Source organism: Aliidongia sp. (assembly GCF_035943795.1).
In the GTDB taxonomy this organism is placed as follows: Bacteria; Pseudomonadota; Alphaproteobacteria; order ATCC43930; family CGMCC-115725; genus Aliidongia.
In genome coordinates, this window is record NZ_DASZBY010000089.1 from 1 (window position 1) to 19,679 (window position 19,679).

A 19,679-nucleotide genomic window follows, 5' to 3' on the forward strand; every position below is an offset into this window, starting at 1 on the left:
GAACGGCGCTCGCACGCCATCGCACTCTCGTAAGCTCGATGGCGCTGCTGATCGCCAGCGCGCCCTTCGCGGCTCTGGCGCAGACCGCGCCCGCCGATCCCGGCACACCCCCCGTCGCCGGTACCAAGCCGGCGGCGCCCGCCACCGAGGAAATCCTGGTCACGGCGCAAAAGCGCGAGGAAAAGCTGAAGGACGTTCCAGCATCGGTCACGGCGTTGAGCGGCGACAAGCTCCAGTCGCTCGGCGTGCAGGACCTCGACCATCTTTCGGTCTACGTGCCGGGCCTGTCGGAACAGACGACCCGGCCGGGACAGTCCGGCGTCACCCTGCGCGGCATCACGACCGGCAATGCCGGATCGGGTGTCACGGTCGGCACCTATATCGACGACGTGCCGATCGGCAGCAGCAGCAGCCTGTCCGGCCCCGTCCTGGCGCCCGACACCGATGCGTTCGACATGCAGCGCGTCGAGATCGTGCGCGGCCCGCAGGGCACGCTCTACGGCGCCAGCAGCATGGGCGGCGTTATGAAATACGTGACGAATGCGCCCGATCCCAATCATTTCGACGCCCGGACCGAGGTCGATCTCGGCGGCATCGACGGCGGCGGCCTGACCGCCGGCGGCAAGGCGATGATCAACGTGCCGCTGGTGTCCGACAAGCTCGCGTTCCGCGCGACGGTTTACGACCGTAGCGCCGACGGCTTCATCAAGGACATCGGCACGCATAACGACGACGAAGGGCGCAACACCGTCACCGGCGGGCGCTTCTCGCTGCTGTTCACGCCGACGGACGACCTGTCGATCCGCTTCACCAGCCTGCTGCAGGACATTCATGACGATGGCACGCCGACCATCGACTACAATCCCGTAACCGGAAAGCCGCTCTATGGCGACTTGGAGCAGAGCCGGCATCTTCGCGAGCGTTTCACCTTCCAAGATCAGCTGCACAACCTGACCGTCAACTGGAACCTGCACTGGGCGACGCTGACCTCTTCGACCAGTTATGGCGCCGGGCGCAGCTATCAGCTATCGGATGCGACCGTGCAATATGCACCCTTGCTTGGTCCCGGTATCTACGGCTTCCCGTTCACGAACGACACGTCGAAGATTACGCAGGAAGTCCGTCTGGCCTCGCCGCAGAACCATCGGTTCGAATGGCTGGCCGGCGCGTTCTATACTTACGAATGGTCGAACGACCGGCAATCCATCGTGTCGCTGACGCCCAGCGGCCGATCCTCTACGGATATCATCGATGCCTGGTCTCCCAGCCGGTTCCGCGAATATGCCGGCTTCGGCAATATCGACTATTATTTCACCGATGATATCGACCTGGGCTTCGGAGCCCGCTGGAGCCGAAACCGCCAGGCGTTCCACGAGACCGAGGCCGAGGGCGGTGCCACGGCGATCGATGTGCTGAACTCGTCCGGCGATAGCAGCTGGACTTATTCCATAACGCCGCGCTGGCGGATCAACGACGTGATCTCGGCCTATGGTGTGGCCTCCAGCGGGTATCGGCCGGGCGGCCCGAACGTCGTGCTGCCGCCAGCGCTGACCGGCGGCGATGTCGTTCCGCACACGTTTGGGCCGGACTCGCTCTGGAACTATGAAGCCGGTCTCAAGACCGAGTTGCTGGACAAGAAGCTGACCTTCAACGTGGCCGCGTTCCAGATCGACTGGAATTCGATCCAGCTCACGGCCACGACGCCCAACGGCGCCGGCTATACGGCGAACGGCGGTAAAGCGCAGAGCCGGGGGCTGGAATTCGACGTCGGCTATACGCCGATAAGCGGCCTGCATCTCGGCCTCAACGGCTCCTATACCCGCGCGGTGCTTGAGGATGACGTGCCGGCGATCGGCGCGGTCAAGGGCGATTTTCTCGCGAGCGTGCCGCGGTGGTCCGGTGCGGCCACCGCTGACTACTCCTTTCCTGCGTACGCCGACTGGGACGGCGTGGTCGGCGGCACCATCGCCTACATCGGCCCGCGCAATTCGGAATACCGCAACACGCCGACCGATCCCAACATCCGCATGGCGGGCTACGAGCTCATCGATCTTCGGGCCGGCGTCCAGGACGAGAAATGGAGCGTCACGCTGTTCGTGAAGAACCTGCTCGATCGGCGCGGCATCACCAATGCGACCAATGGCTTCGTCTCCTCCGGCGGCCCGCAATATCGCTACATCACCCAGCCCCGCAGCGTCGTGCTGCAGGTCACCACCCAGTTTTGATCGCCCATCCGGCTCGAGCGTCCGCGACCGGTCGAGCCGGATTACGTCTTCGGGAGCCAGGCAAGTGAGGCCAACCATGCGTCGCGCGGCAACGCGGTTCGGATACAGTATCGGGCCGTTCGGGCTCGGGATCATCGGCGTGCCGATGGCCATGTTCATGATGATCTACATGACGGACACGCTCCGCATCTCGGCCGTGGTCGCCGGCATCATCATGGCGATCCCGAAGGTCTGGGACGTCTTCATCGACATTCCGGTCGGCGGCCTGTGCGATACCATCTCCCATCGCTTCGGTGGCCGCTGGCCGTTGATCCTCGTGGGCGTGGTGGGCTTCCCGCTTGCCCTCGTCGCTATCTACGGTGCGGCATTCCTGGGGTCGGTCTGGGTCGCCGGCGTCACGATCGCCGTGGCGCTGACCTTCAACTCGACCCTGACCACGGTCTTCCTGGTCGGGCATACCGCGCTCGCCGACGACATGGAGGCGGACCCGGCCGCCCGGACCGGGCTGCTGGGCGCCCGGAACATCGCGAGTACGCTGGGTGCCATCGGCGCCAGCATCGCGGCCCCGCAGGTCCTGGCCTGGGGCGGCGGCGACCGGGCGGGCTATGCGATCATGGCGCTGATCTTTGCGGGCATCGGCATCGGCCCCCTGGTGGTCATGCTGGTTCTGACCGGCCGCGTTCCGATCGGTGCCGGCAGCGCCAAGCGCGAGGCGCTGCCGCTGCTCGAAGCGGTCCGCACGACCATCGACAACAAGGCGTTCTACGCCCTGTTCTTCGTGCTGCTGCTGTCCGGCATCGTCAGCGCCTTTCTCAATACCATCTTCCCCTATTCCAATCGCTACCTGGTCGGCGGCGGCCCGGATCTGCTGTCGGAGCTCTATACCTCGGTGCTGGTCACGACGATCCTGGGCATCCCGGTCATGACCTGGATCTCGGCGCGGATCGGCCCGACGCGGGCGCTGCAACTCGCGACCTGGAGCATGGTCATCGCCGTTGGCGGCTTCTACGCCGCAACCTTCCTGCCGCCCTGGGCCACGGTCGCCGCCGGCGCCTTCGCCGGCCTGTCGAGCGGCGGCTACGCGCTGCTCATCCAATCGGCCACGATCGACGCGGCCAAGATGCCGCACAAGGGCGTCGCCGTGGATTCGATCGGCGTCTATCTCGGCATCCTGTTCGCGGGCACCAAGATCGGCGACACCATCGGCGGCCTGCTCTGCGGCTTTCTGGTCGATCTTTCGGGCGCCTCGCCGGACGCCGCCATGACCGACATGGGACGCGAGATCTTCCGGACCGGCTTCGGCCTGTTGCCGCTGGTGCTGACCATCGTCAGCCTGCCGCTGCTGCGCCGGGCCGGCTCGGCGAGCGAGCCGCCGGCCGACCGCGCTGCCCTAGCGGTCGAGTGAGGAGGCCGGCCGATCCAGCCAGGCGCGGTAGAGGTCGCAAAAACGGCTGAAGCCGTATCCGCCCTGGGCCGCGGCCCGATAGAGCGTCCATTGCTGCGACAGGGTTCCGCCCGGTGCCTGCAGGGCCCGGTGGATCGACGGCCAATCCGGCTGGGGCTTGCGGCGGGTGCCCGCGACGGCGCCGGAGCCCGGGAACAGCAGGAGATCGAGCGCGGCGTCGTCGTGGCCGGCCGGCAGCGGCCATTGCAATGCCGCTGCCGCGGCACGCTGGATACAGGCCGCAACGATCGCCCGCGAGGTGCCGAGCCGGCGCGCGATGGCGCTGTCGGACCATCCGGCCTCGTGCTTCAGACGCAGGATCTCGCCGATCGGTCGCCGCGTGCGGACTTCCTCGGTCGCCTGTGCGGGCTCGAGTGTGACGTGGGGGGGATACGCGGAGGATTCCGATATGAATTCATTGTTATTTTCCGATATGAAATCGTCTGAGGCGGTAGCGGCAGATGCGGCCGATTGCGGGACGCCGAAGATTCTCGGCGGAACGCCTGGCGCAAGCAGGCCGCGAAACAGCGCTTTCGAGTTCGCGAACAGCCTCTCGGCCTCTCCGCGCGACCCCAGCGCATTGACCACGCGAACGCCGATGCTCGTCGCCGTCCAGAGGGTCGCGACATCCGCGGGATTCACGGCCGGATCCACCTGGCCTCTTTGTTGGCCGATCTCCAGTATTCCCTTAAGCAAAAGCGCCGTGCCGCGGAAATGTTCCACCACGATGTCGCGAACTCGCTCGTTTCGCATCGCCTCCGACAGAATTTCCATCGTGATTCTCTCGGAGATCTTCAAGTCATCGAGCATTGTTTCGTGATTTTCGTCATACATCGTATCGAGTATGGCTTCCAACGTGTTCGGCGCATGAATGATCTGGTCGCCCAGTTCCTTGCTTCTGGCGAAGGTATCCTGAATCGCATAGGCAATAAGATCCTCCTTCGACTTGAAGTAATAGTACAACAGGCCGGGTCTGATCGACGCCTCATGAGCGATGTCGGCGAGGGTCGCCTTGGCAAATCCGCTACGCGCGAAACAGGCGAGCGCCGCCTCGATGATGTGGCGCAGACGCTCTTGCGACTTCTTGGATCCGGGTTTCCGCACGCTTTTCACCTTTGTTGGTTGTCTAACCAAAAATCGCTTGACGATGTCGGTCACCGAGAGGATATGTATCGGTAGGTTCACCAACCAAAACAACGCAATCATACGCATGATCCTGCGATGTTCAAATTGGAAATCTACTTTCCGGCGTCAGAACCCGCCGGGCGATGATCGGGAGTATCGAGGATGACGGACGATCCGAAGCAGCAGACCCCGGCGGAGGGACTCGATGCCCTGTTCGCCAAATGGAACCGGATGGACGAACCCGGCCTCGTCGTCGGCGTCGCCCATCGCGGCGCGGTGATCTACCGGCGCGGTTTCGGCATGGCGAGCCTGGAAAGCGGCCTCGTCAACACGCCGAAGACCCGCATGCGCATCGGCTCGACCACGAAGCATTTCACCTGCCTCGCGGCCCTGCTGCTGGCGGAAGAGGGCAAGCTCGACATCGACGCCGGCATCCGGACCTACATTCCGGAACTGCCCGCGTTCGACCCCGATCCGACCCTGCGCCAATTGATGAACCACACCGGCGGCCTGCGCTGCTTCATCGATCTCGCGATGTATTCGAGCGGCATCTCCGCCATACCGGACGGTGGCGCACTCGACTTCATGGTGCGGCAGCACGATCGAAACTTCGCGCCCGGCGACGAGATGATCTATTGCAATGGCGGTTACTTCCTGCTGTCGCTGGCGATCGAGCGGGTGAGCGGGCTCAGCTTCGAGGCGTTCTTGAAGGAACGCATCTTCCTGCCGCTGGGCATGACCGACACGGTCGCTCATTCGAGCGATCTCGAACTGCTGTCCGGCATGGCGACGCTGCATAACGCCGCCGCCGACGGGTCGTTTACGCGGGGCATCTTCCCCGTGCGGATCAAGGGCGAAGGGTCGATCGTCTCGACCATCGACGACATGCTGGGCTGGATCCGTCATCTGCGCGCGGCCGACCATCGCGTCGGCGGTGCCGAGACCTGGCGGCAGATGCTGACCCGGCCGCGCTACAATAGCGGGACCGAAAGCAACTATTGCTTGGGCCTGTCGCGCGAATTCTATCGTGGCATCGAGACGATCCACCATGCCGGCGGTGTCATGGGCGGCCAGTCGCAGATGCTGACCGTGCCGGACCACGAGCTCGACATCATCATCATGGCGAACCGGTCGGGCACCGACCCGTCCGGCCTGGCCCTGAAGATCATCGACATCCTGCTGGCCGATGCGCTCGATCCGCTGTCGGCGAAGGTCGAGGGAACCGTCGGCGAGGCTGTGGCCGGCCGCTATCACGGCGCCCGCTCCCATTTGCTCTACGGGCTGTCGGTGACCGATGGCAAGCTGGGCTTTTCCTTGTCGAATTCTCCGGCCATGCCGCTCACTGCCGGGGCGGACGGTGCCTTCGCCTTGAGCATCCCTGGCATGGGCGACTTCGTCATCCGGGCCAACGATCCGGTCGAGGGCAAGTCCCGCTCGATCGTGGTCGATTATTGCGGTCGTCAGGAGGCGGCGGAACGGTTGCCCGACGAGCCGCCGGAGACCGCGGCGGCGGCCGATGGGTTCGTCGGCCGCTATGACGGGCCGGACCAGGGCGCCGGCGCGACGGTGACTCTCGTCGACGGCCATCTGCGTCTGGCGCTGCAGGGCCAGTACGGTCGGACGGTCTACAAGCTCATGCCCGTGTCGCGCGACGTCTTCGCCGGGATGGCCGACGATCCGCTGCTGCCGTTGCCGCTGTCGATCACGGCGCATCGCACCGGCGGCCAGGTCGACCTCTTCTGGATCGATACCGGCCGGACACGCCACCTGCAGTTCACCCGGCTGTGACCGTCGCCGAGAGGGGGAAATCGATCATGACCGAAGATCAGCCACAGGATCCCGTGACGGCGCTCGACGCGCTGTTCGCCCGATGGAACCGCAGCGACGAGCCGGGCCTCGTCGTCGGCGTGGCCCACCGCGGCAAAGTGATTTACCGCCGCGGCTTCGGCCTGGCGAGCTTCGAGAGCGGGCTCGCCAATACGCCGAAGACGCGCATGCGCATCGCCTCGACCACGAAGCATTTCGCGGCCCTTGCCTGCCTGCTGCTGGCCGAGGACGGCAAGCTCGATATCGATGCCAGCATCCGGACCTATGTGCCGGAGTTGCCGGCGCTCGAACCCGAACCGACTTTGCGCCAGCTGATGAACCACACCGGCGGCTATCGCTGTCCGACCGACATGTCGTTCGGCCTCGGCGAGATGACGAGCCAGGATAGCCTGGACGGCATGGTGCGGCAGACCGGGGTGAATTTCCCGGCCGGCGAGCAGATGATGTACAGCAACGGCGGCTACGAGCTGCTGTCGCTGGCGATCGAGCGGGCGAGCGGGCAGGGTTTCGCCCAATTCCTGGCGGAACGGATCTTCCAGCCGTTGGGCATGCTTGACACGCTGGTCGCATCCACCGACCGCGAGCTGGTTCCGGGCATCGCCACCCTGCACTTGCCGAGTCCCGCTGGCGGCTTCGTCCGTGGCTATCTGAGCGGTGAAAGCCGCGGGTCCGGCGGCATCGTCTCGACCGTCGACGATATGCTGATCTGGCTCGCCCACCTGCGGTCGGCCAAGCATCGGGTCGGCAGCGAGGCGAGCTGGGCGCAGATGCTGACCATGACACGCTATGCGAACGGCACGGTCGGCACCTATTGCCTGGGCCTCGAACGCGAGACCTACCGCGGGGTCCAGACGGTGCATCATGCCGGCGGCCTGATGGGCGGCGCCTGCCAGATGCTGACGGTGCCGGCCGAGGCGCTCGACATCATCATCATCACCAACCGCGTCGACGGCGGCGTGAACCCGAGCGCACAGGCCGAAGCCATCGTCGACCTGTTGCTGGCCGAGGTGCTGGCGCCGCCGGAACCGAAGATCGAGCAGGATACCATCGCTCGTCATCTGGGCCGCTACTACGTTGCTCGGACGCACATGCTCTATGGGTTGCTCGACAGCAACCTGTTCGGCGTACCGGACGGTGCGGGCAAGCTCGGCTTCTCACTGTGCAACACGCCGGGCATACCGGTCTATCCGATGGCCGATGGCGCCTTCGGCATGAAGCTGTCCGGCATGGCGCAATACGTGATCCGCCCAGGTGCTGCGAAGGACGGCAAGACCCAGAGCCTCGACATCCAATATTGCGGTAGCCACGAGACGGCCCTGCGCCTGCCCGATACGCCGCCCGAGCCGGCCGTCGCGGCCGCCGGTCTGCCCGGACGCTACTACTGCAACGACATGGATGCGACGGCCACGGTCACGTTCGCCCAGGACGAGATCCTGATGGATGTGCGCGGCGGATCCGGTCACGTGGCCTATCGCCTCAATCCGCTGACCGCCGAGGTCTTTCGGGCGAACGGCACCGATCCCATGCTGCCGCTGATCGCCAGTCTGGCGGTCGAGCGCGCGAATGGCGAAGCGCAGACCCTCTGGTTCGATACCGGCCGTACCCGCCACCTGCGCTTCACCCGGCTGTGACCGCCGCCGAGGGAGAGAGTTCATGACCGAAGATCCCAAACCGCAGGACCCGGTGGCGGCACTGGACGAGCTGTTCGCCCGATGGAACCGCAGCGACGAGCCCGGGCTCGTCGTCGGCGTGGCCCATCGGGGCCAGGTGATCTACCGCCGGGGCTTCGGCTTGGCGAGCCTGGAAAGCGGGCTCGCCAATACGCCGAAGACGCGCATGCGCATCGCCTCGACCACGAAGCATTTCGCCGCCCTCGCCTGCCTGCTGCTGGCCGAGGACGGCAAGCTGGAGATCGATGCCAGCATCCGGCAATACATTCCGGAGCTGCCCGCGCTCAAACCCGAGCCGACCCTGCGCCAGCTGATGAACCATACCGGCGGCTATCGCTGCGCGCTCGACCTGTCGTTCTATTCCAACGGTTTCTCCGACCTCGCCGGCCAGGACAGCCTGGACTACATGGTGCGGCAGACCGGAGTAAATTTCCCGGCGGGCGAGCAGATGATGTACAGCAACGGCGGCTACGGCCTGCTGTCGCTGGCCATCGAGCGGGCGAGCGGACGCAGTTTCGAGCAGTTCCTCTCAGAACGGCTGTTCCAGCCGCTGGGCATGGTCGACACGCTTGCGGTGCCGACGGACCGCGAGCTGGTGCCGGGCATCGCCACCCTGCATATGCCGCGTCCGGGCGGCGGCTTCGTCCGCGGCAACCTGGGCGGCGAGAGCAAGGGCGACGGCGCCATCGTCTCGACGATCGACGACATGCTGATCTGGCTGGCCCATCTGCGGTCGGCGAACCACCGGATCGGCAGCGAAGCCAGCTGGGCGCAGATGCTGACGCCCACCCGTTATACCAACGGTACGGTCGGCACCTATTGCCTGGGCCTGGAACGCCAGACCTATCGCGGTGTCGAGACGGTGCATCATGCCGGCGGCCTGCTGGGCGGCTCGTGCCAGATGCTGACGGTGCCGGCCCAGGCGCTCGACATCATCATCATCGCCAACCGGGTCGATGGGGGCGTCAGCCCCAGCGCGCATGCCCAACGCGTCATAGACCTGCTGCTGGCCGACGTGCTGGCGCCGCCCGTGCCGAAGATCGAACAGGCTACCGTCACCCAGCATCTGGGCCGCTACTACGTCGCCCGGACGCACATGCTGTACGGGCTGCTCGACGCCGACGGCAAGCTGGGCTTCTCGCTGTGCAACACGCCGGGCATGCCGGTCTATCCGCTGTCCGATGGCGCGTTCGGCCTGGAATTCTCCGGCTCAGGCCAGTTCGTCATCCGGCCGGGCGATGCCGTGGGCGGCAAGACCCGGAGCCTCGACGTCGATTATTGCGGCAGCCACGAGACGGCCTTGCGCCTGCCCGACACGCCGCCCGAGCCGGCGGTCGCGGCCGATGGGCTGCCGGGCCGCTACTATTGTCACGACATGGATGCGACGGCGACGATCGAGCTGGTCGACGGCGAAATCCGGATGGACCTGCGCGGCCGCACCGGCCGGATGCCGTACCGCCTCGATCCGCTGACCACCGACATCTTCGGCGCCCAATGCACCAACCCGTTCCTGCCGGTAACGGCGGGGGTCTCGGTCGAGCGCACGAACGGCCAGGCGACGGCCTTCTGGTTCGACACCGGGCGAACCCGCCACCTGCATTTCACCCGGATCTGATCCGCTTTTTTCGCACGCGAGGATATGATGGCTCTTCTGTTGACCGACGCGCCGGTCTCATACCCGTATTTCGAGCCGTTCCGGATTTCCCGGGGCGCCGCTTCCGTTGCCAATACCGTGCTCGTGATCCTGAGCCGCGACGGCATCGTCGGGCGCGGCGAGGCTGATGGCGTCGGCTATGCCGGCGAGACCGTCGAGACCATGCGCGCCGAAATCGCCCAGGTGCGGGCGGCGGCGGAGGCCGGCGAACTCACGCGCCAGAGCCTCCAGACCCTGCTGCCGACCGGCGGTGCCAGGAACGCGCTCGACTGCGCCTTCTGGGATCTGGAGGCGAAGCAGCAGGGCATCAGTGCAGCGCGGCTCGCCGGCTTCGAGGCGCTGCGGCCGCTCAAGACCACGATCACGATCGGCATCGACACGCCGGCCCGCATGGCAGCGAAGGCCGCCGCCTTCGGACCGGGCGCGCTGATCAAGATCAAGCTGGGCGACCGGGGCGACCTGGAGCGGGTCGAGGCGATCCGTGCCGCGGCACCGACGGCGGGCCTGATCGTGGACGCCAACCAGGCCTGGCAATTCGCCGATCTCGCCGATCTGGCGCCCCGGCTGGCCGACCTGGGCGTCACCTTGATCGAGCAGCCGGTGCCGGCCAAGGACGACGAGGCGTTGCGCGGCTATCGCGGCCCCGTGCCGCTCTGCGCCGACGAGGCCTGCGACGATCGCTCGTCGCTGCCGGGGCTCGCCGGGAAATACGAATTCATCAACATCAAGCTCGACAAGAGTGGCGGCCTGACCGAGGGCCTGGCTCTGGCGCGCGCGGCGCGAGCCGCCGGCTTCAAGCTGATGGTCGGATGCATGAGCGGCACGTCGCTCGCCATGGCGCCAGCGTTCCTGGTCGGGCAATTGTGCGAGGTGGTCGATCTCGACGCGCCGCTGTTCCTGCAGCAGGACGTGCCCGATGGCATGCGCTACGAGGGCAACCTGCTGCATCCGTACAGCGAGCGGCTCTGGGGTTGACCGCCGGTCAGGGCGACGCGCGCCACCGGTCGGCGAACTCGCCCAGTTCCGTCTTGTTCAAATCGGAAACCGCCCAGAACACCATTTCGTCCTGGGTCCAGCGCAGGTAGTTGTAGCCGCTGTGCTCGCCGCTGCCCGGCGGTGACTCGATCGTGCTCGAGCTCGGCCAGACGTAGAGATCGACGACATGCTGCGCGCGGCGATAGGCGAGGGCGGCGACGGGACGGCCGGCCAGATAGTCCAATCGTCCGCCGATCAGCGGAAACCCCTGGGACGCCAGGTCCTTGACCGGCGGTGCATAGTCGAGCCGACCATCGAACCAGGGCTTGACGGTATGCTGGTCGGTCGAGACGACGTCCATCAGATGGCCGGGCTGCAGGGCGCGGATGTGGCTGGAGACCACGCTGTCGGTCAGGTCGCCGCCGCGCGGCAGGATCATCGCCAGCGCCAGCACGGCCGCCATCGCGGCGCCGGCGCCGAACGGCAGGGCGCGCGCGCGCCAGCCGCCGGCGGCCCTGACCCGGGAGGCTGCCGCCGGGCGAGCCAGCGGAATGGGCGCGGGCGGCGCCGCGGTCCTGGATGCGGCGAGTGCGGTTTCGATCGACCGGCGCAACCGATCGGGTGCCGCGTGATACGAGGCTTCCGTGCCGAGCCGGCCCGACAGGTCGCCCAGCGCCGCCTGCTTCGCCGCGCAATCCGCACAATTCGCCACGTGCGCGGCCACCCGTGCGGAGCCGCCGACGTCGAGTTCGCCGTCGAAATCCGCCTGCAGCAGGAAGGTCACTTCCGCGCAGTCATCGGTCGTCATCAGAACCCTCCCACGGCATGCAGCCGCATCAGCGCCCGGCGTGCGCGCCACAGTCTCGACATCACGGTGCCGATCGGCACCTGGGTGACCCGGGCGATGTCCTTGTAGGAAAGCTTTTCCAGCTCGCACAGCACGAGGCACTCGCGCAGTTCGATCGGCAAGGCGGCGAGGGCGGCGTCGAGCCGGGCCAGGTCCTGTTGCTGGGCGAGGGCCGCCTCGGGATCCGGGCCGGGATCCGGCACGTCCAGGCCGAAGCCTTCGCCGTTCTCGTCCTCGGCGCCGCCGCCGACCGGCACCTCCGTGCCGGGGCGCCGGGCCTTCAACGTCGAATAAGCCGTGTTGCGGACGATCTGCAGCAGCCATGCCCGGCCGTCCCCGCCGCGGAACGACGGGAAGTACCTGAGCGCGCGGAGCACCGCGTCCTGGACGATGTCCTCGGCCAGGGACCGGTCACGGACCAGCCATCGCGCGAGATTGTACGCCGCATCGAGATGGGGCAACACGATCTGCTCGAACGGCGGAGCGGCCTCCGCGGCTTCCGTCATTCTAGGCCTTGGCGCTTGGTGGCCGGTGTGCGCTGGGACATGTCATACCCCCGGCAAATCGCTCTGCCCGGGCGAGCGGCGCAGGCTCGGCAGCATGCCACGAAGCAGATCGTCCCGGCGGATAAAATGGTGATGGAGGGCCGCCCCCGCGTGGAGCGCGATCAGCGCCAGCAGCACGAGCGCCACCGTGCCGTGGAGGGCGAACAACTGTCGGGACAGCGCGCGATCGGTCGCCATGACCGACGGCAAGGTCCAGAGGCCGAAGAACCCGACCCGGTCGCCGTGCGCCTGGCTCGCGGCAAGGCCCAGCAACGGCTGCAGGAACAGCAGAACATAGAGAAGGATCGCCACGCCCTTCGCCGCGATCCGCTGCGCCCATGGCATGCTGTCGGGCAATGCCGGCGCGGGCGACACTTGCCGCCACCCGAGCCGGATCACCGTCAGCAACAGGATGGTCAGGCCGAACGATCGATGCACCATGCGCAGCCATGCGGCCTGGTCGCGCGATGACGCGCCGTCGATCGACCAGGCCAGCGCATAGGCACCGACCAGCAGCGCCAGCGTGATCCAATGGATCGCCCGCATGGCGCCGCCGTAGCCGTGGCGGGCAGGAGGCTGTGTCATTGCACCACGACCGTTCCCTGCATGTGGGGATGCAGGGAACAGAAGTAGTGGTAGGTCCCGGGCGTCGAGAACACGTAGGAGAACGCGTCGCCGGTATCGAGTGCCGGCGATTTGAAGGTCCTGGGCTCGCCGGCATCGACGATGGTGTGCGGGATGTCGTCGCGGTTGGCCCAGGTGATCTTCGTCCCGGCCGCGACGGTCAATTGCGCCGGCGCGAACGAGAAATTATCGATATTGACCTGGGCGTCCTCCGCCCAGGCCAGGGAAACGACGCTGCTGTTCAATAGAACGGTGCTGAATATCAATCCGGTCAGCGCAAATAAACGTCGGCGCATGATGTCTCTCGTCTGTAAAATGGGATCAGTTGGCGAGCGGAGTATCGACGATCGCCAGCTGGGCGTTGCCCTGGACTTGCCGAACGCTGGTGACGCCCAGGACCGACCGCAGCTTTCCCGGGGGCAAGTCCTTGATCGGCCCCGGGCTGGGGGCCGTGCCGGGCGCCGGCTGCGGGAACGCGGTTGACAGCGCGGTGTGGAATGCCACGTTGCCCTCGACCTTCTGCATGACCTGATGGATATGCCCGTTCAGCACCGTCACCGAACCGAACCGCTTCAGGTACGAGAGGGCCTGGGTGCCGTCGTCGGTGCCCCAACCCCATTCCTGATAGACCGTCCACAGCGGGATGTGGGCGAACACGACGATCGGCTGGCTGCTCGGGCGGCCGGCCAGATCCTTTTCCAGCCATTCGAGCTGCTCCTGGCCCAGGTTGCCCAGGCCGCCGGCCTTCAGGTCCTGGACGTTGTTCAGCCCGATGAAATGCACGCCCTGCTGGTCGAAGCTGTAATAGCCCTTGGCGGCGCCCTTGGTGAACCGCTCGAAGAAGCCCTTGCCGTCCTCGTCCAGCACGTCGTGCTCGCCCGGGACGTAGTGGGTGTCGAGCCCGGCGCCCTTGATGATCTGCTCGGCGGTGTCGAACTGGTCGGCGCGCGACAGCTGGCTGACGTCGCCGGTATGGATCAGCAGCGAGGATTTGCCCTTGAGCTGCGTCACCCGCTCCACCGCCTCGCGGAGCGTGCCTGGCGTGTCCATGTTCGGCGGATTGGCAAAGCCGATGTGGCTATCGCTGATCTGCACGAAACTCAACTCGCCGCTGGCCGGCGTCGCGGCCATGGCGCCGCCGCCCATCAGGATGGAACGCGGCACGCCGCCGCTCACCGTCCAGAGCACGCCGGTGCCAGCCCAGAGCATGCATTTCAGGAACCCGCGGCGCTGTGGTCCCGCCGCGTCCTCGATCTCGTTCGTCACGTCCATCACGACCCTCGTTCGGCTTGTTGCTGCAGCGTCTACCGAGGGGCGGCTCGCTTTATTCGCGGGCGTCGCAGCTTTTTATGCGCGATCGGAAAGATGGCGTGCGCAGGGCGAGGATTTGCGAGAACCGGCGGAATTTGGAAGGGTTCAAACATCTGAACCGCGAACAGATTCTGCTCGTGGCGACGACGACGCGCGTCGGCAATTGGAATATCCGGGATTCGACCAGCGTTACCGGCACCTTCGACAGCGCCCGCAACTTCACGGGCTCCAGGACCGACGCCAACAACAATGGTTGCCACTACGCCGGCATCGTCTCGGTGATCGCGGCCGGTTTCAACGCCGAGAGTGCGACCATGACCGTCACCGGCTGCTCGCTCGCGGACACCTACAGCGGGTTGGCGGCACTCATCGACTTCCGGTCCAGCGATGACACGATCGTGTTCGGGCTGGCCTCTTCCGACAAGAGCACGGCGGAGGCGAGCCGCCTCACCCGTTTCTAGGGCCGATGGCGCCACCCGATCCATCGGGTGGCGCTATTTCGCTTTTTGCGGGACGAGCGACGCGGTAAACGATGCCGGCGGCCCCTTGGAACTGGAGGCGCCCGGCGTCGGGCGGAAGCGATTGTCGGGAATGAACGATCACGCCGATGCCGTTCCGCCGTTCGAAGTCGCCTATTACATCGACCAGTGCTGGTGCGATGCCTACGGCCTCTATCTGAAAGGCTGGCTGCATTGCCACCAGCATCGGCTCGACGCGCTGACGGTTCATGTCGGCCCCGACAGCGCGCGGGTGGTGGATTTCCACGACCGGCCCGACCTGCTCAATTTCTTTGCCGACCATCCGCACGTCGTCCATAGCGGGTTCGAGGTCTATGTCGCCTGCCGTCCGGGTGTTCCGGTCGGCTTCGAGGTGGCGACGAAGGCCGGTCGGCGCACCTTGGCCGTGGAACTGCCCCGGCGCGAGTTGCCGCCACCCCTGAAGCAGCCCGGAAAGCCTTGGGCGCCTGGCGGGCCGCCGTTCTTCCTCGACTTCATCGACATGGTCAACGACCGGCATCTGTCGATCCTGGAGATCGGATCCCGCATCGTCGGCGGTGCGAGCGTCGATTTCCGGCGCAATTTCCCGGGTGCCGGGAACTACATCGGCTTCGACATCCATCCGGCGCCGGGCGTGGACGTCGTGGGCGATGCCCATGCCCTGTCGAGCCTGGTGGGCGAGGGCGCGGTCGATGCGGTGTTTTCGCTTTCGGTGCTCGAGCATCTGGCCATGCCCTGGATCGTCGCGGCCGAGATCAACCGTGTGCTGAAGCCGGGCGGGCATGTGTTCCACAGCGCGCCCCAAGCCTGGCCGATCCACGAATATCCCAATGATTTCTGGCGGTTCTCAGACCACGGCCTGCAGATCCTGTTCGGGCCGTTCTTCGGCTTCGAGGTGGTCGAGGCGACCATGATCAATCCGGTGCAGCTGTATCCCGAGCACCGGGAGGGGCCGCATCTTCAATTGCCGTTCAATCCCGGCTTCGGCAACGCGTGCATCTTGTCGCGCAAGGTTGCCGAGCTGCCGGACAGCGTGCTGACCAGTTTCGACCGCGGCCTGACCGGCCTTGCGGAACGGTCACGGCAATATCCTCGACGGCCCTGAAGGCGAGGGTCTTTCCCGGCCTGCGGGAAAGACCCTCGTTGGCTCAGTTGGTCTGGACGGCGACGCTGGTCGAACCGTGCGACAGGCCGTTGGAGTCGAGGAACCGGACGAAGACGCGCGATGATCCGGGGTTCAGCGGCACGGCCGCAGTGGCCGTGACGAAGATCGAGAAGGTCGGCGTCTGGCCAGTCGCATAGTTGGCGAGCGCGACCGACGATGCCGGCGGAGCCAGGCACTGGCCCGAACCATTCGTCTGGCACATCGTGACGATGATGGGCAGGGTGGCGCTTCCCGTATCGACCGTTGCGGTGATCGGTGCGGCCGCGCCGATATTGTCGCTGGCGACGGCGAAGGCGCCGGCCTGCTGGGCCGAGAACGGCACATTGACGATCCCGTTGGCGCTCGACGTTGCCGCCAGGGCGATGATGTCGGGCACCGGCGTCGTAGAGAATTGCAGGTCTATCGAATTCACGCCGAGCGTGATGGGGGCGTAGGTCGTGCCGCCGCACACGAACAGCAGCGGCTGCGACGGGTCGAGGGCGCCCGACGAGCCCTGGAACGCCAGCACGAAGGTCTGCGACCCGTTGGCCGCGATCGAGACCGGGGGGTTCTGCCCGCTGTTCGCGGTGTTGGTCGACGGATCGGTCGTTTCATAGAACATGCTCATGCCCGACGGCGCCGAGGTCGGCAGCAGGATCCGGCAGTTGTTGAGCGCGTTGGCGCCGGTGTTCAGGATGGTCGCGTAAATCGTCGCCGTCGAGCCGACCTGGACCGACCGGCCGCCGGGCAGAACCGCCGACAGCAGGACCGATGCCGGCTGCGCCTTGCCGATGAAATCGCTGCCAAAGGCCGCCGGCGCACTGCCGACCGCGATGGTCTTCACGACAGTGTCCGAGGCGACGTCGATTTCCGACACCGTGTTGTCGGTCTTGTTCGCGACATAGGCCTTCGCGCCGTCCGTGGTGAAGGATACGCCGAACGGACCCTGGCCGACCGGTATGGTCGTCGTCACCGTATTGGTGGCGGTGGAAATCACCGAAACGTTATTGTCGTTGTGGTTGGCCACGAAGACCTGGGTGCCGTTCGGCGAAACCGCGACGCCGATCGGACCGCCGCCCACGACGATCGAGCCTGTCACGAGGCCGGTCGCTGGATTGATCACCGTCACCGAGCCCGAGTTCAGGAATTGGGTGACATAGAGCTTGCTGCCGTCCGGCGTGATCGCGACCCCGTCGGGGCTGTCGCCGACCGAGATCGATCCGATCAGGGAATTGGTCGTGGTCGAGACGACCGAGACGAGGCCGCCCGTCGTTCCGTTCGCGACATAGAGCTTGGTGCCGTCCGGCGAGACCGCGACGCCGGCAGGCGTGCCGGGCACGGCGACGCTCGCGGTAACGGTATTGTTCGACGTGTCGATGAACGACACTTCCGGCGTGCTGGTCAGCCCGTTGGTCACATAGGCCCTGGTGCCGTCGGGCGACAGGGCCACACCCGGCGGGAAGGTGCCGGTGGCGATCGTCGCCGTGACCGTTTGGGGAAATTGCGCCGCATCGATGACCGAGACGCCGCCGAACAGGCTCGCCACATAGGCGGTCGTTCCATTCGGGGCGACCGCGACGCCCTGCGGTTCGGAATCGACGGGAACCGCGCCGATCACGGTTCCGCTCGGGACATCGACGATCGACACGGTATTGTCGCCCGTATTGGTGATGAATGCGTTTTGCGCATCCGCCGGCAGGATACCTGCCAGGGACGCCACCATTACGGTGCCGAGCAGCGGAAGGAAGCGGTCTAAGCGCATGGCTGTCACCAGATCATTGTTTTGTCGATCACCATAACTATTTGCCAGATACTATGCAATCACGGCGTGTTGAGAGTGCCCGCAATAATGGTTGGCGCTTCTTATGCGTGAGTTTCTACCTATCCCTTGCAAGTGTGCTTGAATGGCCGAACTGCTTGACGCCCTTACCGCGCAACCATAAAGTGCAGCATGGGCTTTAGTCTTTCAGATAAACCGGCGTCCGCGCTCCTTGCGGGGGTGTTCATGAGCATCGTCCTGGGCGGCGGCGGTGTCCGGGCCGCTGCGCCGCCGGATACGGACGGGCAGGCCGCGGCCGGCGCCAGCACGCTACGCGACGCGGTCGCCCTCATGGGCCAGACCTACGATTTCAGGATCGACGGCATCGATCGGCTCGGGACCGAAGCACCCGATTGGCCGGCGTCGGATCAGCCGCCGGCGGCCGTCCTGAAGCGGTTGCTGCGCCACTACGGCTATATCGCGGAATTGAAGACGGGCAATGCCGCGGCCCAGGCCGGCATGCCGCAGCATCTGCTCGTCGTCGGACCGAGCGCCGATCGCGGAGACGGTTCCGACCGTTCGTCCAATCCCATTCCGGCGAACCTGCAGCACGACGCCCAGGCGCGCCAGTCGTCGCCCTCGGCATTGAGCCGGGCGCTCGGGCAACTCGCCCTGTCGACCCATCCCGATCCGGCCTTGGCCGTGCCGGCACGCCCGACGACCGGCGCCTCGTCCCAGGTCGGTGCGCTGTCCGGCCCGAGCGCCAGCGCCGCCCAGCCATCGTCGAACGCACCCAACATGGCCGCGCTGACCAATACGGCCCGGGCGAACCTGGTCGGGTTGGTGACGAGCCTGCAGAACGCCTGCAAGGGCCGTGGGTGCTGATCAGATACCGTCGTCGATGACGCAGGCCGCATGACCGCCAGCCCCAACCGCTCGTACCTTCCAGAGGTCGACCAACTGCGCGGCATCGCGGCTTTGCTGGTCTTCTTCTATCATGGCTTCCAGCTGTTCGGCGCGCGGCTGGCCCATGGTGCGGTCTTCGATCCCAGCAAGCATTGGGTGATTTCGCGCAACCCGATCATCGCGACGATCGAGGAGGGGCACAGCGGCGTCGGCCTGTTCATCGTCCTGTCCGGCTTCATCCTGTCGATCGGGACGGTCGGGCGGCCGATGAGCTATGGCAAATTCCTGCTTGCCCGCATTCTGCGGATCTATCCGCTGCTGCTGGTCTTCGCAATCGTCGCGTTCGCCGTGGCGCCGACCGATCTCTCGAACATGATCGCGACCATCCAGCCGTTCGGTGCCAGCAATGCCCAGCGCGGCAATCTGGTCGCCATGTTCTGGGCGGTCGCTGTCGAATTCCAATGCTACCTGATCTTTCCCTTCCTGATCCTGTTCAGCGATCGGTTCGGCACGCGCTTTCTGGTGCAGATCATCGCGAGCGCCATCGCCCTGCGTTGCCTGGCGGTGTTCTCCGAAGGCGCGATCGCGCGGGACATCAGCTATTGGACGGTGGTCGGCCGTATCGACCAGTTCTGCCTCGGCATGATCGCGGCACGGCTCTATCTGCTCCACGGCTGGCGCGAGCGGGTCGGGAGGCTGGTTTTCCTTCCGGTCGCCATCGCTGTGCTGCTGATCCTCTGGGTGTTCAATCGCGCCGGCGGCTGGCCGCTGGCCAGTCATTGGAAACTGCTCTGGCCGACGGTCGAGGGCGGTTTCTGGGCCGTGTTCGTCCTCTGCTACCTGCGCATCGGTCCCTCGCTGCCGGCGCTGCTTTCCCGACCGCTCACTCAGTTGGGCGTGGTCAGCTATTCCCTGTACCTCGTCCATTTCACCGTCATAAATCTCTGCATCGCGAACGGGCTTTACTTGCGAATGACTGGAACGGGCTACTACGACGCCCTGCTGACGACGGCTTTCGTTGCCGTTCCGATTGCTCTCGGAATTTCGCTCTTGCTGTACGACACGATCGAGAAACCGTTCATGCAGCTTCGCCCCCGGTACGTCGAGGTCGCGAACGGAGCGTAGC

Annotated in this window: 17 protein-coding genes; 10 read left to right on the forward strand and 7 right to left on the reverse strand. The window is 66.0% G+C overall.

All coding sequences use genetic code 11. The annotated features are described in order from the left end of the window. Positions 1–2,225: TonB-dependent receptor (locus VGV37_RS16200; protein ID WP_326880737.1), on the forward strand; the 2,225-nt coding region annotated here is incomplete at its 5' end. Between the two features lie 76 nt (positions 2,226–2,301). Next, the gene (locus VGV37_RS16205) at positions 2,302–3,630 is read left to right on the forward strand and encodes an MFS transporter (RefSeq protein ID WP_326880738.1); all 1,329 of its coding nucleotides are present in this window, start codon (positions 2,302–2,304) and stop codon (positions 3,628–3,630) included. Here VGV37_RS16205 and VGV37_RS16210 read toward each other — a convergent pair. Then, on the reverse strand, positions 3,616–4,875 hold the full coding sequence (locus VGV37_RS16210; protein WP_326880739.1) for a TetR family transcriptional regulator: 1,260 nt from the start codon (positions 4,873–4,875) through the stop codon (positions 3,616–3,618). The genes VGV37_RS16205 and VGV37_RS16210 overlap by 15 nt on opposite strands. An 81-nt stretch (positions 4,876–4,956) precedes the next feature. Here VGV37_RS16210 and VGV37_RS16215 point away from each other — a divergent pair, with 81 nt between their 5' ends. The 4 genes from VGV37_RS16215 to dgcA are packed head-to-tail and all read left to right on the forward strand — an operon-like array spanning position 4,957 to position 10,920. After that, a complete protein-coding gene (locus VGV37_RS16215; RefSeq protein WP_326880740.1) occupies positions 4,957–6,582 on the forward strand; it encodes a serine hydrolase domain-containing protein in 1,626 nt (541 codons plus the stop codon). Positions 6,583–6,608: 26 nt separating this feature from the next. After that, complete coding sequence (locus VGV37_RS16220; protein ID WP_326880741.1) at positions 6,609–8,252, forward strand: serine hydrolase domain-containing protein; 1,644 nt, start codon at positions 6,609–6,611, stop codon at positions 8,250–8,252. Between the two features lie 22 nt (positions 8,253–8,274). Further along, the gene (locus VGV37_RS16225) at positions 8,275–9,906 is read left to right on the forward strand and encodes a serine hydrolase domain-containing protein (protein ID WP_326880742.1); all 1,632 of its coding nucleotides are present in this window, start codon (positions 8,275–8,277) and stop codon (positions 9,904–9,906) included. A 27-nt stretch (positions 9,907–9,933) separates the two neighbouring features. After that, entirely contained in the window at positions 9,934–10,920 is a 987-nt protein-coding gene (dgcA, locus tag VGV37_RS16230; RefSeq protein WP_326880743.1) for an N-acetyl-D-Glu racemase DgcA, read from the forward strand. A 7-nt stretch (positions 10,921–10,927) separates the two neighbouring features. Here the strand turns inward: dgcA and VGV37_RS16235 are convergent, their stop codons facing one another. Genes VGV37_RS16235 through VGV37_RS16255 form a run of 5 tightly spaced genes read right to left on the reverse strand, consistent with a single transcriptional unit; the run spans position 10,928 to position 14,208 of the window. Beyond that, complete coding sequence (locus VGV37_RS16235) at positions 10,928–11,728, reverse strand: anti-sigma factor family protein (protein WP_326880744.1); 801 nt, start codon at positions 11,726–11,728, stop codon at positions 10,928–10,930. Continuing rightward, entirely contained in the window at positions 11,728–12,273 is a 546-nt protein-coding gene (locus VGV37_RS16240) for a sigma-70 family RNA polymerase sigma factor (RefSeq protein ID WP_326880745.1), read from the reverse strand. Before VGV37_RS16240 ends, VGV37_RS16235 begins: the two co-directional genes overlap by 1 nt. Before the next feature lie 42 nt (positions 12,274–12,315). Next, on the reverse strand, positions 12,316–12,897 hold the full coding sequence (locus VGV37_RS16245; protein WP_326880746.1) for a cytochrome b: 582 nt from the start codon (positions 12,895–12,897) through the stop codon (positions 12,316–12,318). Then, positions 12,894–13,232: a cupredoxin family copper-binding protein gene (locus VGV37_RS16250; RefSeq protein WP_326880747.1), complete on the reverse strand. Its 339-nt coding sequence runs from the start codon at positions 13,230–13,232 to the stop codon at positions 12,894–12,896. The genes VGV37_RS16245 and VGV37_RS16250 overlap by 4 nt, the downstream gene beginning before the upstream one ends. Positions 13,233–13,257: 25 nt before the next feature. Further along, positions 13,258–14,208: a metallophosphoesterase family protein gene (locus VGV37_RS16255; RefSeq protein WP_326880748.1), complete on the reverse strand. Its 951-nt coding sequence runs from the start codon at positions 14,206–14,208 to the stop codon at positions 13,258–13,260. Between the two features lie 134 nt (positions 14,209–14,342). Between VGV37_RS16255 and VGV37_RS16260 the strand changes: the two genes are divergently transcribed. Beyond that, positions 14,343–14,708 (forward strand): hypothetical protein, encoded by a 366-nt coding sequence (locus tag VGV37_RS16260; protein WP_326880749.1) that lies wholly within the window; start codon positions 14,343–14,345, stop codon positions 14,706–14,708. 130 nt (positions 14,709–14,838) lie between these two features. Continuing rightward, positions 14,839–15,849, forward strand: coding sequence for a class I SAM-dependent methyltransferase (locus tag VGV37_RS16265; protein WP_326880750.1), 1,011 nt, complete (start codon positions 14,839–14,841; stop codon positions 15,847–15,849). A gap of 43 nt (positions 15,850–15,892) precedes the next feature. On the opposite strand, the gene VGV37_RS16270 is transcribed toward VGV37_RS16265, so the two are convergent. Beyond that, positions 15,893–17,650, reverse strand: a complete 1,758-nt coding sequence (locus VGV37_RS16270) for a beta-propeller fold lactonase family protein (RefSeq protein WP_326880751.1) — start codon at positions 17,648–17,650, stop codon at positions 15,893–15,895. Positions 17,651–17,893: 243 nt separating this feature from the next. Here VGV37_RS16270 and VGV37_RS16275 point away from each other — a divergent pair, with 243 nt between their 5' ends. Both VGV37_RS16275 and VGV37_RS16280 read left to right on the forward strand, forming a co-directional pair. Next, on the forward strand, positions 17,894–18,532 hold the full coding sequence (locus VGV37_RS16275; protein ID WP_326880752.1) for a hypothetical protein: 639 nt from the start codon (positions 17,894–17,896) through the stop codon (positions 18,530–18,532). Between the two features lie 30 nt (positions 18,533–18,562). Further along, positions 18,563–19,678: an acyltransferase gene (locus VGV37_RS16280; RefSeq protein ID WP_326880753.1), complete on the forward strand. Its 1,116-nt coding sequence runs from the start codon at positions 18,563–18,565 to the stop codon at positions 19,676–19,678. The last annotated feature ends 1 nt before the right edge of the window (position 19,679 follow it).

Excerpts from the sequence above, each read along its gene's own strand:
- VGV37_RS16280 (WP_326880753.1), top strand. The coding sequence starts at position 18,563 with ATGACCGCCAGCCCCAACCGCTCGTACCTTCCAGAGGTCGACCAACTG.
- VGV37_RS16265 (WP_326880750.1), top strand. The coding sequence starts at position 14,839 with ATGAACGATCACGCCGATGCCGTTCCGCCGTTCGAAGTCGCCTATTAC.
- dgcA (WP_326880743.1), top strand. The coding sequence starts at position 9,934 with ATGGCTCTTCTGTTGACCGACGCGCCGGTCTCATACCCGTATTTCGAG.
- VGV37_RS16245 (WP_326880746.1), bottom strand. The coding sequence starts at position 12,897 with ATGACACAGCCTCCTGCCCGCCACGGCTACGGCGGCGCCATGCGGGCG.
- VGV37_RS16275 (WP_326880752.1), top strand. The coding sequence starts at position 17,894 with ATGAGCATCGTCCTGGGCGGCGGCGGTGTCCGGGCCGCTGCGCCGCCG.
- VGV37_RS16215 (WP_326880740.1), top strand. The coding sequence starts at position 4,957 with ATGACGGACGATCCGAAGCAGCAGACCCCGGCGGAGGGACTCGATGCC.
- VGV37_RS16225 (WP_326880742.1), top strand. The coding sequence starts at position 8,275 with ATGACCGAAGATCCCAAACCGCAGGACCCGGTGGCGGCACTGGACGAG.
- VGV37_RS16270 (WP_326880751.1), bottom strand. The coding sequence starts at position 17,650 with ATGCGCTTAGACCGCTTCCTTCCGCTGCTCGGCACCGTAATGGTGGCG.
- VGV37_RS16235 (WP_326880744.1), bottom strand. The coding sequence starts at position 11,728 with ATGACGACCGATGACTGCGCGGAAGTGACCTTCCTGCTGCAGGCGGAT.
- VGV37_RS16205 (WP_326880738.1), top strand. The coding sequence starts at position 2,302 with ATGCGTCGCGCGGCAACGCGGTTCGGATACAGTATCGGGCCGTTCGGG.
- VGV37_RS16210 (WP_326880739.1), bottom strand. The coding sequence starts at position 4,875 with ATGATTGCGTTGTTTTGGTTGGTGAACCTACCGATACATATCCTCTCG.
- VGV37_RS16220 (WP_326880741.1), top strand. The coding sequence starts at position 6,609 with ATGACCGAAGATCAGCCACAGGATCCCGTGACGGCGCTCGACGCGCTG.
- VGV37_RS16255 (WP_326880748.1), bottom strand. The coding sequence starts at position 14,208 with ATGGACGTGACGAACGAGATCGAGGACGCGGCGGGACCACAGCGCCGC.
- VGV37_RS16240 (WP_326880745.1), bottom strand. The coding sequence starts at position 12,273 with ATGACGGAAGCCGCGGAGGCCGCTCCGCCGTTCGAGCAGATCGTGTTG.
- VGV37_RS16250 (WP_326880747.1), bottom strand. The coding sequence starts at position 13,232 with ATGCGCCGACGTTTATTTGCGCTGACCGGATTGATATTCAGCACCGTT.